We start from the raw sequence: 16,025 nt of genomic DNA on the forward strand, positions 1-16,025 counted from the left end.
CTATGACGGACGACGGTTCGACGCGGCTTGCCGGCCGGATCGCAACCGGCGCGAGCGCCGCCGTTCGCCTCGCGGTCGACCTCGTCGTTATCACGCTCTGGACGGCGTTTCTGACGCTGCTGTTTCTCGAGACCGCGTGGCCGCGTTGGGGGTTTTACGCCCTGCTCGTCGGTGGCGTGGCGATCTACGTGACGGTGACGGCAGCGTGGATCCGGGTGGACGATGCGTAACAGTTGTTGCAAACACGGTTTAGTCACTCAGTAAATAATAGAAAATAATTCAGAGTGATTCTCTCAATTCATTTTCTACAAAATTCAGAATCGTACTTTTCCCAGACCCCCACGGTCCGTACACGCCGATAGTATATCCATCGGATGAGGTTCTAGATGTGATTGTCTTTGCTAACTATTCAGCGAAAAAGGAGTAACCCAATCGGTCGTTTTCTCTTGATTCCAGAGGCTGGTCTTCCCGCCACTCTAACCGGCTCTCATTCAACATAGTATCAGAATTCATCCGGCCGCCCCTTAGTAGTAATCAGTACCACAAATCGCGCAAGTGAGAGTGCTGCCGTTCCAGTAGATGGCTGGGTAGACCGCTTACGGAGGTTCAAGCCCTCATAGGGCGAGTCGTCAAGTTCCGTTTGATTCTCGTCGGATTCGCCTTGTTGTCAATTCGATTTCTTCAGTCGCTATTCGTTTTCCTTGCAGACGACGTTGCGGAGTTCACCAAGGAGCTCGGGATGATTTTCTTCAAGGAGGCGAACGTCCTCAGTCAGTTCCTCATTGATCTTCCGACGGATGCGGGAGACCGCCTGATAGTAGCGGTCTGATTTCTTGTCGGAGTCTAACAACTCACGCTCGGTGTCTGTGAGCATCGCTCTTCGTCTCGCCATTTCTTGGTTGTCTGGTTCCAGCCCCATTCCAATATATGGTAGTGTTCCCGCATTTATAAGGATCCCACATTAGGCAACCATCCCATATTTGACAAAGTATTAAGTTGGTGCACTCCCATATTTGGCAATGAGAAGCGCGGGACACCGGTCAGAAGTTGGCCGAGGCGTGTTTGGACCACGCCCGACCGTGCTTCGCTGGAGATCAACGAAGCATGTCAATGAAAACATCCGCCGGGCTTCAGAGTTCCGGCATGACGAACGAATCGGCCGGCGAACCGACTATCGAAGGTCCGATCCCCGAATTCAACAAGTACGGGAACCCGACAGGATACGACTACTTTCGGTGCACTGGCTGTGTCATCGAAGCGATGCGCCGTCGTGATCTCTGCGATGGCGGCTGCCACTGCGGCAAGGAGGGATCAGCGTGACGCTCCCAGAACCCTCCGACGTGATCGCGCCGCGGGACGATCTCCCCTATGACACCGCCGACTTCCTCGGCGAGATGTTCGCTAACGCATACCCTGACGGCGTCGTCCTAGCCTATCATGGGCTAAAACTGTACAGTCGGTGCCAGCACGAGAATGGCGTCCGCGTCTACGACGTCTACACCGAGGACGAGACCTACATCGAGACGCTGAACCTCGAAGCGTTCCAGACGGCCACCGAGCTACAGGACACGACGAGATCGTCGCCTACGATCCAGCTGACCGCGAGGAGTGGGTGAGAAGCCGATGAGCAGCACACCGCTCCCCGCGACGACTTCCCGAGATCGAACACTAGAGCCCACGCCGGTCGGTGTGGACGTCGGAGTGAAGAACCTCATTGCAGCAGCTCCGGGGAATGGCGACGTGGAGGCGGCGTTGGCCATCGAGGGCAGTCACATCCGAAAGCGCCACGAGGTGCTCGTCAAGGCGATGCAGACGCTCCAGGGCGCGAAGTTCGACACCACCAATGGGCAGACTCAGCTGTTCGCGGCACTCTGGAACCAGATCCGCCCACAGGTCTACGATGCTGCTGTCTGCGTCGTTCGCTAGGCCCAGGAGTTCCCCGCGCCGGCGCTCGTGCTCGAGGACTTGTCGTTCTGCGAGGCGACACTGTGGGAACGCCGGACGGTTGACGACACCGGGACGTGGTTGCTCCCGGCTCTCCAGCATGCGATTGCGGTGAAAGCGCAGGAGGCCGACATCCCCGTGACATACGTCAATCCGAAGTACACGACCCAGCAATGTCACGTCTGTGGCGAGCTCGGTCGCCTCGAGAACGACACGCTAGAGTGTACCACTGAAAACTGCTCCGTCGGCACTGTGTGCCGCGATCGAAGTGCGGCTGTGAATATTGCCCAGCGAGTCGATCTCGGAGAGATAATTGAGGTGATCGGTCATCATGATTGAGTTCACGCGCAATGGCGTCGAGAGCGCCGTGAGGGAACTCCTGACCGAAGACGATCCAGAGACGATGCATCGGGCGTGGCTGGACAGCAACGTCGTTTCGGCGTTCACGGAGAGCGTCTACTACCCCTACACGAGCCTGAAGTACCACACACTGCTCGTGGCGGCGCTGCTGGACAACTACCGCGACGGCCACGAGTTCGCCGACCTCCGGCTGGTCGTCGACGACGCCGACGAGATAGTCCCTCATCGGACGGTCTACGCGGGCGAGGAGTTCGCCCTGCGGATCGATGTCGACGCTCGAGGTCTGCCGTCGGCCCGACTCGGGAGCCGTCCGTGGCGGTCGTGGGCGTCGGCGTGGAACCGCCTGGAAGCACACCCGCTGGAGACGGCACACGACAAGTACGACATGGTGCTCGATGCAAACCTCCGGCGGATCGGTGCGTGGTCGACCGCCCTCCAGTACATCGAGGACTTCCGGGAGGTGTTCGACGAGTGACGCGCATCCAGCAGGTTCACTGGGAGCTGGTGATGGACTACATCGGCCACTCCTACTACGTCTCGGGGAACGCCATCCTCCACGCCCTCGGCCAGCACGTCTCGCACGACGTCCACCAGCACCTCCACGCCAGCCACGGGATGTTCGCCCCCGGCCAGTTCGGGACGTTCCCCGAAGAGCACTCCCAGAGCGGCATTCGACCGTACCTCGGGAGCGGCCTGCCGGACGTCGAGAGCTACGACGACCTGTTCCTGATGCGGCAGGCGTCACACTCGTGGCTCCTCGATTCCCGGCCGCGAGATGCGCTGAACACGCACGACATCCGCGTCCAGAGCGGCCACCCGGCGCTGTCCCACGAAACCATCATGGGGAAGCCCGACGACGCACGGAAGCAACAGCAGACGACGAAGTGGTACATCAACGCCTACCTACACGCCGACCGGGGCAACGTCCTTCCACTCGACGAGAGTGCCCTGGATGGCCACCAGTTCGGCGGGAAGCGAAACTACGGCTACGGCATCACGCGGCTGAAAGACACACAGGTCGTAGACCTGGAGGCGTTGGACTATTCGCGTCTCGAAGAGGGTGAAGCGTTCATCCTCGAACTCGTGACGCCGTTCGTGCTGGAATCGGAGTACCCGAACGCCCACGATCAGGGCGTTCCGTGGTGGTGGAAGGAGGACCGCCGTAATCTCCGTGAACGCGCGGAGAAAGTGCTGGAGCAACGCGAGGTGTACAAGCTCCAGACGGTGGACCACGGGCAGGTGGTCGCTTACGAGGGCGACCGCCCGATGGAGACGGCGAAGAGCGGCATCCTCCGGGTTGGCAGTCACTCGAAGTACGGCTTCGGTGAGCTGCGAGTGAAGCCCGTCGAACCCTGGTCGGACCAGTGTCAGAACTCAGAGGAAAAGACGAAGGTCACCGGGTGAGATAACTCATGCGAGACGGAGGAATCGGCACGAAAAAATCACACCGCAGACTGAATAAAGAAATCGTATTTGTAACAACTGGTAAGAAACGCCGGTGGTGACGCTAGTCGAGTCGGTCCTCGAGTCGGTCGATCAGCTCCGCGTTGCCGACGTGAACCGGCGTCCGGTCGTGTAACTCGTCGGGCTCGAGTGCGAGCAGCGATTCCTTGCCGTCCGAGGAACGACCGCCGGCCCGCTCGACGATGTAGCCGATGGGATTGCCCTCGAACTGCAGGCGGAGTTTCCCCTCCGGTCGGGATGCCAGCCCGGGGTAGCCGAAGATCCCGCCGTAGGTGAGCACCTGATTGACGTCGGCGATCATCGCGCCGCCGTAGCGCAGTTTGAGCTCCCGCTCGATCTCGCGGGCGTAGGCCTCGAAATCGTCCGGCCAATCGGGGACGCGGCCGCCGAACCCGTAGACGACCGGATCGTCGGGGAGCGTGAGGTCCCGTTCGACGACCCGCCGCTCACCGCCGCTCATCTCGTACTCGGAGACGCCCGTTTCGGTCGCAAGGACCATCGTCGTGATCGGCCCGTAGAGGACGTAGCCCGCGGCGATCAGCGTCTCACCGCGAGCGGGCAACGCGGCGTCGTAGACGCCGAAGATCGTCCCCATCGCGTTGTTCGATTTGAGGTTCGACGAACCATCGAGCGGGTCGACGGCGACCGCGTAGGTGTCCGGTTCCGTTTCCGGATCACCGCCACAGTCGATGACGTCGGCTCGCTCCTCGCTTCCGTATTCGCCGACGCCGTCGATGTCGGCGAGCCGGTCCGCGAGCAACTCGTCGGCCCAGACGTCGGCTTCGGCCTGGGTCTCGCCGCTCGGGTTCTCCTCGTCAGCCGTTCCGCGGCGGCCGATCAGTCCCTGCCGGATCTCGGTGGCCGACCGGCTGATCGTCGCGACGACCGCCTCGACGACTGGGTCGGATACCGTCATTCCTACTCCGTGGCCTCGAGCGCGGCGTCGGCGGTTTCTTCCTCGTAGATGACCTTCTCGAGGGCGTCGAGGATCCGGGTGGGGTTCTCGCGCTGCCAGACGTTGCGGCCGACAGCCAGCCCCGAGCAGCCGGCGTTGACGGCGGCTTCGACGGTCGAGAGGAAATCGTAGTCGGAGGTCTTCGAGCCACCGCTCATGACGACCTTCATGTCACCCGCGGCCTTGCAGGCGTGTTCCATCGCCTCCGGGCTGCCGGGGTATTTGACCTTCGCAATGTCGGCACCGAGTTCGAGGGCGATACGGGAGGCATACGAGATAACGCCCGGCTTGGTGTCGTTTTTCAGCCCCTGGCCGCGCGGGTACGACCACATGACGACCGGCAGGTCGTGATCGCGGGCGGCCTCCTGGACATCGCGGAACTCCTCTGCCATCTCGACTTCGTGGTTCGATCCCCCATAAAGGGTAAACCCGACGGCGTCCGCGCCGATTTCGGCGGCGTAGTCGACCGACCAGTTGACCGCCGAATCGTACTCGCCCATCCAGAGGTTCGAGGTGCCGTTTACCTTCGCCAGCAGGTTGACGTCGTCCTCGTAGCTGGGATAGTATCCCTCCGCGACGCCCTTCTGGACGGCCATCGCCGTGACGGCATCGTGGGTCGCCGTCTCGAAGACCGTCGACGGATCGAGTTTCTCCGGAACGTCCTCGAAGTCGACGGGGCCGTGCTCGAGCCCGTGGTCCATCGCGAGAATCAGTGACTTGCCGTCGCGAACGATCGGGGAATCGTCGATCGGAATCATCTGTTAGAGGATCCAACAGGCCGCTATAAATCTCTGATGGTCCGGATTATTGAGATTACTAACTCGAGTAGTAACTGTGTTGGATTGGGCCAGTCGACCGTCGCCAAAGCGGCCGGGGCGACCAGTGGGCGCTACAGCGATACCTGACGCCGCTCGTTATCGCTCGTCGGCCTCGAATACAGGTCCTATTCGACGAGTTCGCGGGCGTTGTGACGCCACGTCCGTACGTGGAGTACGTCCAACTCGAGCAGGGAGGCGACCTCGCTTGCGTTGATCGTCGCCAGTCGCTCCGCCGAGCGGATGCCGGCTTCGGCCAGCGTCTCGGCGTCGTCGGGGCCGACCCCGGCCACCGCCGTTACGGGCGTCGGCCGAGGCCACGGTCGTTCCGACGGTTCGTCGCGCCCGATCTCGGTCCGTCTCGAGTGCGTGTACTCGAACGCCTGCCAGTCCTCGTCGCCGCTGACGGCGATCCACTCGCGTTCGGCCTCGCCGAGTCCGCGTACCTCGGACGAGCGCCGATCGAGGTCTCCGTCGGTCTCGAACGACCACGGCAACGAGAACCGTCTGCGAAGCGCAGCCGCGATCGGTTCGTCGACGCCCGTATCGAGTAACATCCGGTAGGAGTACTCCTTGCTCGAGATGGCGTCGGGCTCGATGTCGACCGCTTCCAGCGCGTCCCGCTCGTCGGGCCGGATGCGAGACTCCGTGTCCGGCTCGAGCATCGCATCGGCGTCCGGCTCGAGCATCGCATCGGCGTCCGGCTCGACGTCGACCTCGACCTCGATTCCGATATCGACGGTACTGCCGGTGGCAGCTCCGCTCCCGTCGCTTTCGTCCCGGGTGTCCTCGTCGTCCCCCGTCGACTCCGTCCCCGTTTCGTTCGCTTCTCCCACGACCTGTTCCTTGCTCACGCGATTCACCAGCTATCCGTAGCTCACACTGTCTAGCCTTGAAACTTGTCCTCACCCCCTCTACGTTGCGCCGGACGTGACGATCCGAATGGATGTCGATCGGAGTGAAAATTATTTGTGAGTGACTGATAACTATGACGTAATGCGATCCGCTCGAATCGTCCTCGTCGTTTTCGCCCTCGTAGGGGGTATCGGTATCGGGTTCGGTGTCGCCGCCGGCGCACCCCCACCGACGCCGCTGTGCGGGATCTGTGACTCCGATATCCCCGGCACGACCGGAGCCGGAACCCTCGACATCCAGCTCGACTCGAGCGGCGATTCGCGGTGGACCGAGCGGGTCCCCGTCACCGAGTCCGCCGCCGATCGGTATCGCGAGTCCACCGGGACTCTCGAGCGAACCGTCGACAACGGGTCGACCCGCTGGCACATCGCTGACGACGACCGAACCGACCGAACGGTCGCGCTCGAGGGCAAGGCTATCGTCGTGAGCTACACCGTCGAAGACGTCGCCCGGCCGGGCGTCGGCGACAGCTGGCTCGTCGATTACTTCGCTACCGGAACCTCGAAAACGCGGTATCAGCTCGCGGCCGAACGAGTGTCGATCCACGCCCCCGAGGACACCGTCGTCACGAACTCGCCACCCGGTGCGACCGTCGACGGCAACACCGCGACGTGGCAGTCACGCGCCGACGGCGCGTTCGAGAGCGATTTCGACGATCAGACCTACATCACGTACGGGCCGGACGGACTCCCCGGTGTCGCAAGCAGCTACGCGACGATCGGACTCGAGATCGGTCCGACGGCGATCTCCGACGGTCTCGTCGGTGGGTTCGTTCCCGCGACGGCGCTCGTTCTCGCCGGGTTCGCGGTCGGCCGCGTTACGATCGGTCTCGACGCGTTCGACGCCGAAACGCTCGAGCGATTGCTGGTGAGTATCGGCGTCGTTGGCGCGCTCGGCATCGGCGTCGTCGGTGCGGCAACCGTCGGGATTCGGACGCCGGGTCCCAGCACGCTTGCCATGCTCGGTGTGGGATACGCGATACTGGGGGCGGCGGCGACTCGACTCGGACCGCGGCTCGAGACTCGAGGACTGCTCGGACTCGCGGCGCTCGTGACGGTCCTCGTCGGCCTCTTCGCCCGGCTTTTGAGCGGGTCGCCGGTCTCGTTGCTCCCGCTTTTGTTCGGACTCGTCACGGCGCTCTTTCTGCCGATCGGGTACGCCTTCGAGCGCGGACGGCGACCGCTTGCGCTCATCGGCCTGACCGGCCTCGTACCGATGCTCATCGTCGCCGCGAACGCCCCGCTTTCCACGTTGCAATCGTTCCTCGTGGTTGTGTTCATCCTGCTCCCGTGGGTCGTCGCCGTCGCCGTGTTCGGCTACCCCCTGGCGTTGCTAGGGCGAAAAATAGCCCGCTCACCGTCGTGAACCGACGCCAAGAACCGATCCACTGCCTCGATCCCTCGTACCGAACTCACTGATGGAGCGGCTTCTCTGCCATCTCCTGTCGAAGATCCTCGAGCCGCGAGCGTGAGACGTCGTCCTCGAACTGCTGGATGAGCGCGTACACTTCCGCCCGCGGGACTTTCACGTCGCCCTCTCGGATGACGTCTTCCGGCCGTTCGCGGAGTTCGCGCATCGTCCCGACCGCAAGCAGGTACGGGATCGCCCACGCCGAAAGCCGGTTGCCGTGTCGTTCCGGAACGATCTCGAGATAGCGGTGGGCGTCGTCGACGTAGGTCTCCGCGCGGTTGGTGACCCGCTGGATGACGTTCGTGACCGCCCCGTGGTTTTCAGCTTCGGTCACCGCTTCGACGGGGACGTCTTCGTTCTCGAGCCACTCGGCGGGGAGATAGACGTTGTTCTCTTCGAGGTAATCGTTCTCGACGTCTTTGGCGATGTTGACCAGTTGCAACAGCAGGGCGAACGATCGCGCGTTGTTGCGCAACTCCTCGGCTCGATCCTCCGAGGCGCCGCGTGCGACCAGTCCGGTGATGAGGGTGCCGACCGTCCCCGCGGCGTACCAGCAGTACTCCTCGAGTTCCTCGAGCGTCTGCAATCGGAGTCCGCCTTCGTCGGCGTAGCGATCGGTAAACATCGCCATCCCGTCGACGAGTTCGCGGACGGGATCGCGCATGATCTCGCGGGGTTCCTCGTCCAGCGATTCGAACGTTCGTAACACCCGCGGCGTCTGAGCGACGACCTCCCAATCGTCGTTCCGGTCCTCCGGAACCCAGGGGCCGACCTCGTCCATAAACTCCTCGACCGCACGTTCGGTCTCCGTTTCGGGATCGAGCAGGCGATCGTACTCCTCGAGTAACTCCGTCTGGGTCTCCGGCGGGATATGCCCCGCGTCCTCGATCGTATCTGCGACCCGACATAAGAGATAGCCGATGCAGATGTGTCTCGCCATCGGCTCCTCGAGCCGATCGATAGTGATCGAGAAAGTCCGCGAAACGCCGTGAACCGCGTCGTAACACCACTCCAAGTCGGCGTCAGTTGTGAATTCGGGCTGGCCCGTGGTCATCTACTCGATGTAATTTAGATGGCATCCCGGAAAAACGCCGCGGTCCCGGCGGGACGTTCGGCGCGGTCCGAAGATGCGGCCGATCGAAGGTCGAGCGCGTTCCTCGAACGGACGGAGACTGTTACCGACGGACGAACCGGGGTTACCACGCGAATGAACGCGTGGTTCGTGGAGCAACAATGAAGGGTCGACCGAACGATACGTCCGGTATGGACTTTGCACTCTCCGCGGAACAGCAACAGATCCGGGATATGGTGTCCGAGTTCGTCGACGAAGAGGTCGTTCCCGTCGCCGACGAGATCGATCACACCGACGAGTTCCCCCGCGATCTCGTCGACGAGATGGCCGAGTTGGGGCTGATGGGGATGCCCTTCCCCGAGGAGTACGGCGGTGCCGGGCTGGATTATCACTCCTACGCGATCGGACTCGAGGAGATCTCGCGTGGCTCCGGGGGATTGGGTACCGTCGTCGCCGCCCACACCTCGCTGGCGGGGAACATGCTCTACGAGTTCGGCGACGAGTCCCAGAAAGAGACCTACCTCACGCCGCTGGCCGAAGGGAGCGATATCGGTGCGTTCGCACTGTCGGAAGCGGGTGCCGGCAGCGACGTGCCGGCAATGGAGACGACCGCGGAGAAAGACGGCGACGAGTACGTGATCAACGGCGGGAAGCTCTGGATCTCCAACGGCTCCGTGGCCGAGACCGTCACGGTGTTCGCCAAGACCGATCCCGAGGCGGGCAACAAGGGGATCTCGTCGTTCGTCGTTCGTCCCGAGGAGGACGACGGGTTCATCGTCGAGAACACGGAAGAGAAACTCGGCGACAAGGGCTGTCCGACCGCCGAACTCCGGTTCGACGACCTTCGGGTTCCCGAGGACCGCCTGCTCGGTGCGGAAGGCGACGGGTTCGTTCAGGCGTTGAAAACGCTCAACGGCGGTCGCATCACGATCGCCGCCCGCGGGGTCGGCATCGCCCGGGCGGCCTTCGAGGAGGCCCGCGAGTACGCCACCGAACGCGAGCAGTTCGGCCAGCCCATCGGCGAGTTCCAGTCGATCAAACACAAACTCGCGGACATGGACACGAAGATACAGGCCGCTCGCATGCTGATGCACAACGCCGCCGACAAGAAGATTCGCGGCGAAAACTACATCAAAGACGCCGCGCAGGCCAAACTCTACGCCTCCGAAATCAGCCGCGAGGTCGCAAACGAGGGGATCCAGATCCACGGCGGCTACGGCTACACCAAGGACTTCGCCGCCGAGCGGTTCTACCGCGACGCCAAACTCAACGAGATCTACGAGGGTACCAGCGAAGTGTTGCGGAACACGATCGGTGAGCAGCTGCTCGAGGGGTAAGCGTCGACGGTACCGGCGGTCTGGCTCCTGCCGGCGATCGGCGTCGTCATCGGCGTCGGATTCCGCCGTCGGCGATGGCGTTCGGGCGTCGCGAGCGGCGGCGAAACGCTTTGCGTGCTCGCGGTCGCCACCGGTACCTGGCTGTTTATGTTTCCCGGAGCCGTATTAGGATTCGTTCTCGCGGCGGCACCGAGAGAGCGAGACCCGGTCCCGGACGAACACCGGTAAAGCGGGGGGAAGCAAACTGACTCGGCTAATCACTCGTTTCGAGCCGCTCTCGCATCCACTCGTAGTGTCTGGTTACTCGTCGCTCTCCGGCGTCAGTCAACGCGTATACGTCGTGAATGCCCGCCGTTCGTTTCTCGACGAACCCCGCGTCCTCGAGCGCCGACAGCGAGCCGTAGAACGACTTTGGCTCGATCCGGTCGTCGTAGTGGGACTCGAGGCGGGATTTGAGCCGCTGGCCGCGTAGTTCGCCGTCGTCGGCGGCGGCAAGGAGCACGCAGATATCCCGCCGGCGACCGCTTTGGAGCCACTTTGCCATACCGAATTCTCGGCGGGACGGCCGCTCGAGCGTTACGGTTTCCGGTCGTCGAGGAGTCGTCTCACGGACCGAACCACTCCAATCGGGTGCGGAGTTCGGCGACGACGCCCCACCCGATCCCGCCGAGGGTTGCCAGTCCGAACGCGAGCGCGTCCCCGATCTCGAGGGAGACGCTGCCGTCGGAGTAGAGTACGTGACGGAAGAGAAACCAGCGACCGTTCGGGTTCCCGAGGACCACGGTCCCCGAACCGACGGCCAGCGAGCCGAGGACGAGTCCGAGCAGGCCCGTCACGAGCACTGCTAGCGTGCCGACGGCCCCCGAGACGATCGTCGACAGGAACGCCGCGCCGGGGAGCCGATCGACCCGCCGGCCCGGTTCCGGATAGATCCCGAACCCCTGCACGTCGGCGTCCGGAAGCCCGGCGACGCGGACGCCGGACGGATACTGGAGCAACGCACCGGCCATCCAGAGGTCGCCGATCGAGCCCGCGGCGTTGGCCGCGAGCGGAACGATGAGCACCGGCGAGGGGACCGCGACCATCGCCGCGAGACCGAGCGTCGTGATCCCAACCACCGGTGCAAGCAGGATGACGAGCATCTGAGTGCGCGTGTAACTCGTCCCCTCGGTCTCGGCGTAGGCGTACGGGAGGACGAAATAGGAGACGCCGAACCCGTATCCCGGCTCACCGCCGTAGCGGGCCATGAAAACGCCGTGAAGCGTCTCGTGAAGGACGACCACCGGTCCGACGAGCACGCACGACAGCGCGAGCCAACCGGCGACCGCCGCCGGCGACGGCGCGGCGATGACGATCGGCTCGAGCGCCCGTCCCTGAAGCGCCGCGAGGGCGTGACCGAACCCGTACGCGAAGACGAAAAACCCGACGACGGAGACGACGAGCCACTGAAACGCGACGGGCCGGGTGCAGCGAAACTCCGCGAGCGGGGTCGACTGACGCGACGTCCCGGACTCGGGGTCCGTCCGACTCACGTGTCGTCTTCCTCACGGGAACGAAAAAGCCGTACCGGTTCCGGATCCTCGGGGGGATCGATTCCGGTCGGAACCGATAGTTTCCCGGTGGTCGCCGCTCGAGTCTCGAGTATGACGACCGACGACGATCGAACGGCCCGGGATAACGGGATCAGGGCGAGCTACGACGAAACGGAGACCGAACGGCGTCTCGAATTCGTCGTCGAGGACCGAGACGGGGAACCGGCGACTCCCGGCTCCGACAGCGATGCCGGCGGACACGCGACGGCTGCGGTCGCACAGAACCGCGAGGGGTACGCCATGCTGAAGGTCCGTCCGTCCGTCGACGGCGACGAACTCGAACGGTACTACGGGTTCGACATGGCGCTCGATCACGTCGCGGAGTTGCTCGGCGTCTCACCCCACGACCTTCCGATCCCCGCGGCGGCCGAAGATCTGGGCATGTGAGCCGTGGCCCATCAGGTAACGATGGCGTACACGAACAGCAGACAGAAATACAGTAAAACGAGTGCACCCACTGCGAGCAACCGAAAGCGGCGGATCCGTACACGTTCCGCCCGGGACGTGCGTTCGAACGCGGCCCGTTCGCGCTCGGAGAGTCGATCGGGATGCTCGAGGCCACGATGGAGCGTCTCGAGCCGTCGCTCGCGAAACGGCCGGTCGCAGTACGGACAGCGGACCGGATCGGTCGGTTCGGCATCCGAACCGGCCGCCGCGAGGGCGTCGCCGCGATCTGGACCGGCCTCGGAACCGCGCTCGCGTGGCGTGTCGGACACGGATCGCTCGTATGCGATCCAGCTACTTGATGCTCGTCGTCCCCGTGAGCTTGCGTGGACCGAGCAGGAGCCGACGAATAACGGGGGGCAAAAACGGGAGTCCTAAATACGCGGAGACGAACGATTGAGACGAGAATAGCCGTGGCAACCGAATCCGACTCCTTCCCCCGTCCGATCGGCACCCGACGACGGTTTTCCGGATTACTCACAGCGACCGCACTGGGCGTTTACCTCCTCCTGATCGTCGGTGCGACGACCTCGCTTACGGACGCGGCGGCGGCGTGCTCGACCTGGCCGACCTGCCACGCGCCGGCCGACCCCCTCAGCCAGACCCAACTCGCGATCGCCTGGGGACACCGGATCGCGGCAGTGCTGGTCGGCCTCCTCGTCGCGGCGACGGCCGTCGCCGCCGTCCGCGGAGACGTTTCCCGACGCGTTCGATGGACGCTTCTCGCCAGCGCCGGCCTGTACGTCGTCCAGGTCGGTGTCGGCGCTGCGACCGCGACGCTCGGCCCCGCCGCGATCGTTCCGGGATTGCACCTCGGACTCGGGCTGGTCATCTTCACGGCCGTCGTCCTCGCGCTCGCCTGGGATCTGGAACTGGCGACCGGGCGCGAAAACGACGCGATCGACTCGCCGGAGCCGCTCGAGGACACACCAGCGCCGGCCGCCGAGTGCACCCTTCCCTCGAGTCGGCTCGCTCGCGCACGGCTCACCGCGTTCGCGTACTTCAAGATGATGAAACCGCGGCTGATGTGGTTGCTTTGTCTCGTCGCCGCCGCGGGCATGGCGCTTGCTGCCGGTCCCGCGCTCGATCGCTATACGATCGTCGCGACGCTCGGCGGCGGCGTCCTCGCGATCGGTGCCTCCGGGACGTTCAACCACGTCCTCGAGCGCGACATCGACCGCAAGATGTCACGGACTGCCGACCGACCGCTGGCGAACGAACTGGTGCCGGTTCGCAACGCCCTCGCGTTCGGAGTCGCGTTGACGGTCGCTTCGCTCGGCGTTTTCCTGACGATCAACCGGCTGGCGGCCGCGCTCGGGCTGGCCGCGATCATGTTTTACAGCGTCGTTTACACGCTGGTGCTCAAACCGAACACGGTTCAGAATACGGTTATCGGCGGTCTTGCGGGCGCACTGCCGGCGCTGATCGGCTGGGCGGCCGTAACCAACGAGATCGGTGTGCCGGCGCTTGCGCTCGCGGGCGTCATCTTCCTGTGGACGCCCGCCCACTTCTATAACCTCGCGCTGGCGTACAAGGACGACTACGCCCGCGGCGGCTTCCCGATGATGCCGGTCGTTCGCGGCGAGACCGAGACCCGCAAGCACATCATCTACTACCTCGCGGCGACGCTCGTGAGCACGGTCGCGCTCGCGTGGCTCACCGACCTCGGTGCCATCTACGCTGCGACGGTCGCGGTCTTCGGCGGGGTCTTCCTCTGGGCCGCCGTTCGGCTCCACTTCGAACAGACCGAAGCCGCCGCGTTCCGCGCGTTTCACGCCTCCAACGCCTTCCTCGGGGCCGTCCTCGTTGCGGTGTTGATCGACGCGCTCGTCGTCACCGGTTCGTTGGTCTGAGAGCGGCCGTTACCGGTGGCTTTCGCTCTTGCCCGTCACAGTCGACGCGAGTCTCCCGACCCGCTTCGTCGGCTTCGATCCGAGACTCCAGAACGGCCACAGCACGGTACCGAGGGCACCCCGTCCTGTCGCCTCGCTACGAGCCGGTAGCGTTCCATCGGGTGGCGCGTTACCGGGCGACCTCGATGAACCGGTTGACGGTCTCGTCGCTACCGGCGATGATGAGCGTGTCGTCTTCCCGGATCGTAAACGACGGTCCGAGGGTCGTCAGTAACTCGCCGTCCCGTTCGGCTGCGACCACCGTACACCCGTATCGTGCTCGAATGTCGGCATCGTCCAGACTCCGTCCCGCGAGGTTCGGGGCCGTCGTGCGGATGATCTCGAACTGCGTCTCGGGCGTCAGTAGCTCCTCGTCCTCGAGCAGAACCGACGAGAGCATACGCCCCGTCACGGTCGACAGCGCGAGGACGTACTCGGCACCCGCGCGGTAGAGCTTTCGAACGGTTTCGGTCTCGTTAGCCCGTGCGATCACTTCCGTCTCCGGGGCGATCTTCTCGAGGACGAGCGTCGCGTAGATCGCCGCCGTATCGTTGTCGATCGCGAGGACGATCGAGCGCGCGTTCTCGATGTCCGCGTCGATCAGGGTATCGGCGTCCGTGACGTCGCCGCGGACGTCGATCTCCTCGTCGTCGCGGTCGTCGACGATCGTATACGGGACGCCGGAGGCGGCGAGCGTTTCGCTGACGGTCCGCCCGACTTCGCCGTAGCCCCCGACGATCACGCGGGAGGCGTCGTGCGACGGCGAGACCGTCCTCGTCGTCAGCGCCGTCAGCGTCTCGTGCTCACCGGCAACCAGCAGGATCGTGTTGCTATCGATGACCGTATCGGGGTCGGGTGCCGGGACGAAATCGCCGTCGATCCACGCGCCGATGACGTTGACGCCCATCCGGTCGCGCATGTTCGACTCGGCGATCGTCCGCCCGGCGAGATCGCTCCCGCGCCCGACGCGGAGTTCGGTGATCTCGAGTTGCTCCCCGAGTTCGATCGTCTCCTGCAGCTCCGCGGTGACCGACAGTGGCTTTCCCCGCGAGACTGTGACCGAGCACCTGCCGGGGCCGAACCACGTCGTCAGCGCCGGCGTACCGGTGATACGTCGCCACCTCGCGGTCCTCCGCGACGCTGATCGTTCGGATGTCGTCGCGGAGTTCCCGTGCCGTCAGGATCACTTCGGGAGTGGCTTCGTCCGAAACGTCGGCCACGAGTGCTCGAGCGCTGTCGATGTTCGCCGCACGAAGGGTCCCCTCCTGCTCGGGATTGCCGAGCATCGCCTCGATATCGTCGTCGACCAGCGCCGTCACCGTCTCCGGGTCGTCCTCGATGAACACGTACGGCACGTCCGCGGCCTCGAGTTCGTTCCGGAGGACATCCGCCCGTTCCGTATGCGAGCAGATGATGACGTGGTCGGTGAGGTCGGTCGACTCCGGCGGTTGGGTCTCGAGTGCCCGCTGGAACAGCGGCACGACGACGAAGGGCAGCGTGAGAAAGACCAGCAGGACGCCGCTGAGGTTCATGGCGATGACGATGAGGTTCATCGGGACGGTCGTCCAGGAGTCCGTATCGCCGCCGAATCCGGTGGTCGTCAGGATCTCGATGACGATCTGGACCGACTTGATCAGTCCTCGCTTTTCCCCTTCGAACGTCGCGATGCCCCACTGATAGACGAGCGCATAGACGAGTACGATCCCGAAAACAGCGACGAGCGAAAGCGCGATCCGTCGCCACCACGTGTTCATTACCCCGGCATAACGACCGACCGGTATGTAATAGACCGGTTTCTCGATGGGCGTCTGCACTCCGCCACCGT

General features: G+C 64.0%; 18 protein-coding genes and 2 pseudogenes. 10 read left to right on the top strand and 10 right to left on the bottom strand.

What is annotated here, in order from left to right; genetic code table 11:
* The first annotated feature begins 2 nt into the window (after positions 1-2).
* Complete coding sequence (locus TX80_RS10780) at positions 3-230, top strand: hypothetical protein (RefSeq protein ID WP_049923094.1); 228 nt, start codon at positions 3-5, stop codon at positions 228-230.
* Between the two features lie 49 nt (positions 231-279).
* Here TX80_RS10780 and TX80_RS20095 read toward each other — a convergent pair whose 3' ends face one another.
* The gene (locus TX80_RS20095; protein WP_081661570.1) at positions 280-393 is read right to left on the bottom strand and encodes a P-loop NTPase fold protein; all 114 of its coding nucleotides are present in this window, start codon (positions 391-393) and stop codon (positions 280-282) included.
* A 295-nt stretch (positions 394-688) separates the two neighbouring features.
* On the bottom strand, positions 689-919 hold the full coding sequence (locus TX80_RS18650; protein WP_230198713.1) for a hypothetical protein: 231 nt from the start codon (positions 917-919) through the stop codon (positions 689-691).
* A 397-nt stretch (positions 920-1,316) separates the two neighbouring features.
* Here TX80_RS18650 and TX80_RS10795 point away from each other — a divergent pair, with 397 nt between their 5' ends.
* From TX80_RS10795 to TX80_RS10810, 5 genes and pseudogenes are all read left to right on the top strand, one after another.
* On the top strand, positions 1,317-1,616 hold the full coding sequence (locus tag TX80_RS10795; RefSeq protein ID WP_230198714.1) for a hypothetical protein: 300 nt from the start codon (positions 1,317-1,319) through the stop codon (positions 1,614-1,616).
* Positions 1,617-1,623: 7 nt separating this feature from the next.
* A complete protein-coding gene (locus TX80_RS19765; protein ID WP_230198715.1) occupies positions 1,624-1,926 on the top strand; it encodes a transposase in 303 nt (100 codons plus the stop codon).
* Positions 1,927-1,953: 27 nt separating this feature from the next.
* A complete protein-coding gene (locus TX80_RS19980; protein WP_268258140.1) occupies positions 1,954-2,283 on the top strand; it encodes a zinc ribbon domain-containing protein in 330 nt (109 codons plus the stop codon).
* Between the two features lies 1 nt (position 2,284).
* A pseudogene (locus TX80_RS10805) lies at positions 2,285-2,779 on the top strand (hypothetical protein); the annotation flags it as partial.
* Positions 2,776-3,708: a hypothetical protein gene (locus TX80_RS10810; protein WP_049923097.1), complete on the top strand. Its 933-nt coding sequence runs from the start codon at positions 2,776-2,778 to the stop codon at positions 3,706-3,708. The pseudogene TX80_RS10805 and the gene TX80_RS10810, both read left to right, overlap by 4 nt.
* Before the next feature lie 103 nt (positions 3,709-3,811).
* On the opposite strand, the gene TX80_RS10815 is transcribed toward TX80_RS10810, so the two are convergent.
* The 3 genes from TX80_RS10815 to TX80_RS10825 form a co-directional block, all read right to left on the bottom strand.
* Positions 3,812-4,684: a class 1 fructose-bisphosphatase gene (locus TX80_RS10815; protein ID WP_049923098.1), complete on the bottom strand. Its 873-nt coding sequence runs from the start codon at positions 4,682-4,684 to the stop codon at positions 3,812-3,814.
* Between the two features lie 2 nt (positions 4,685-4,686).
* Positions 4,687-5,481 (bottom strand): class I fructose-bisphosphate aldolase, encoded by a 795-nt coding sequence (locus tag TX80_RS10820; RefSeq protein ID WP_049923099.1) that lies wholly within the window; start codon positions 5,479-5,481, stop codon positions 4,687-4,689.
* Positions 5,482-5,666: 185 nt separating this feature from the next.
* Complete coding sequence (locus tag TX80_RS10825) at positions 5,667-6,392, bottom strand: DUF7409 domain-containing protein (RefSeq protein ID WP_049923100.1); 726 nt, start codon at positions 6,390-6,392, stop codon at positions 5,667-5,669.
* A 142-nt stretch (positions 6,393-6,534) separates the two neighbouring features.
* Between TX80_RS10825 and TX80_RS10830 the strand changes: the two genes are divergently transcribed.
* Positions 6,535-7,818 (top strand): hypothetical protein, encoded by a 1,284-nt coding sequence (locus TX80_RS10830; RefSeq protein WP_049923101.1) that lies wholly within the window; start codon positions 6,535-6,537, stop codon positions 7,816-7,818.
* A gap of 46 nt (positions 7,819-7,864) precedes the next feature.
* Here TX80_RS10830 and TX80_RS10835 read toward each other — a convergent pair whose 3' ends face one another.
* The gene (locus TX80_RS10835) at positions 7,865-8,917 is read right to left on the bottom strand and encodes a phytoene/squalene synthase family protein (protein WP_049923102.1); all 1,053 of its coding nucleotides are present in this window, start codon (positions 8,915-8,917) and stop codon (positions 7,865-7,867) included.
* 209 nt (positions 8,918-9,126) lie between these two features.
* Here TX80_RS10835 and TX80_RS10840 point away from each other — a divergent pair, with 209 nt between their 5' ends.
* On the top strand, positions 9,127-10,272 hold the full coding sequence (locus tag TX80_RS10840) for an acyl-CoA dehydrogenase (protein WP_049923103.1): 1,146 nt from the start codon (positions 9,127-9,129) through the stop codon (positions 10,270-10,272).
* A gap of 253 nt (positions 10,273-10,525) precedes the next feature.
* Here the strand turns inward: TX80_RS10840 and TX80_RS10845 are convergent, their stop codons facing one another.
* Together TX80_RS10845 and TX80_RS10850 are read right to left on the bottom strand one after the other, a co-directional pair.
* Complete coding sequence (locus tag TX80_RS10845; protein ID WP_049923104.1) at positions 10,526-10,816, bottom strand: PadR family transcriptional regulator; 291 nt, start codon at positions 10,814-10,816, stop codon at positions 10,526-10,528.
* Positions 10,817-10,877: 61 nt separating this feature from the next.
* Complete coding sequence (locus TX80_RS10850; RefSeq protein ID WP_049923105.1) at positions 10,878-11,804, bottom strand: DUF3267 domain-containing protein; 927 nt, start codon at positions 11,802-11,804, stop codon at positions 10,878-10,880.
* Between the two features lie 111 nt (positions 11,805-11,915).
* On the opposite strand from TX80_RS10850, the gene TX80_RS10855 reads away from it, so the two are divergent.
* Positions 11,916-12,251: a DUF7111 family protein gene (locus tag TX80_RS10855; protein ID WP_049923106.1), complete on the top strand. Its 336-nt coding sequence runs from the start codon at positions 11,916-11,918 to the stop codon at positions 12,249-12,251.
* A gap of 11 nt (positions 12,252-12,262) precedes the next feature.
* On the opposite strand, the gene TX80_RS10860 is transcribed toward TX80_RS10855, so the two are convergent.
* Complete coding sequence (locus TX80_RS10860) at positions 12,263-12,580, bottom strand: DUF7410 domain-containing protein (RefSeq protein WP_049923107.1); 318 nt, start codon at positions 12,578-12,580, stop codon at positions 12,263-12,265.
* A gap of 141 nt (positions 12,581-12,721) precedes the next feature.
* Here TX80_RS10860 and TX80_RS10865 point away from each other — a divergent pair, with 141 nt between their 5' ends.
* The gene (locus TX80_RS10865; protein ID WP_049923108.1) at positions 12,722-14,161 is read left to right on the top strand and encodes a heme o synthase; all 1,440 of its coding nucleotides are present in this window, start codon (positions 12,722-12,724) and stop codon (positions 14,159-14,161) included.
* A gap of 169 nt (positions 14,162-14,330) precedes the next feature.
* On the opposite strand, the pseudogene TX80_RS10870 reads toward TX80_RS10865, so the two are convergent.
* A pseudogene (locus tag TX80_RS10870) lies at positions 14,331-15,954 on the bottom strand (potassium channel family protein).
* Positions 15,955-16,025 lie beyond the last annotated feature (71 nt).

The organism is Halopiger djelfimassiliensis (assembly GCF_000455365.1).
GTDB classification, from domain to species: Archaea; Halobacteriota; Halobacteria; order Halobacteriales; family Natrialbaceae; genus Halopiger_B; species Halopiger_B djelfimassiliensis.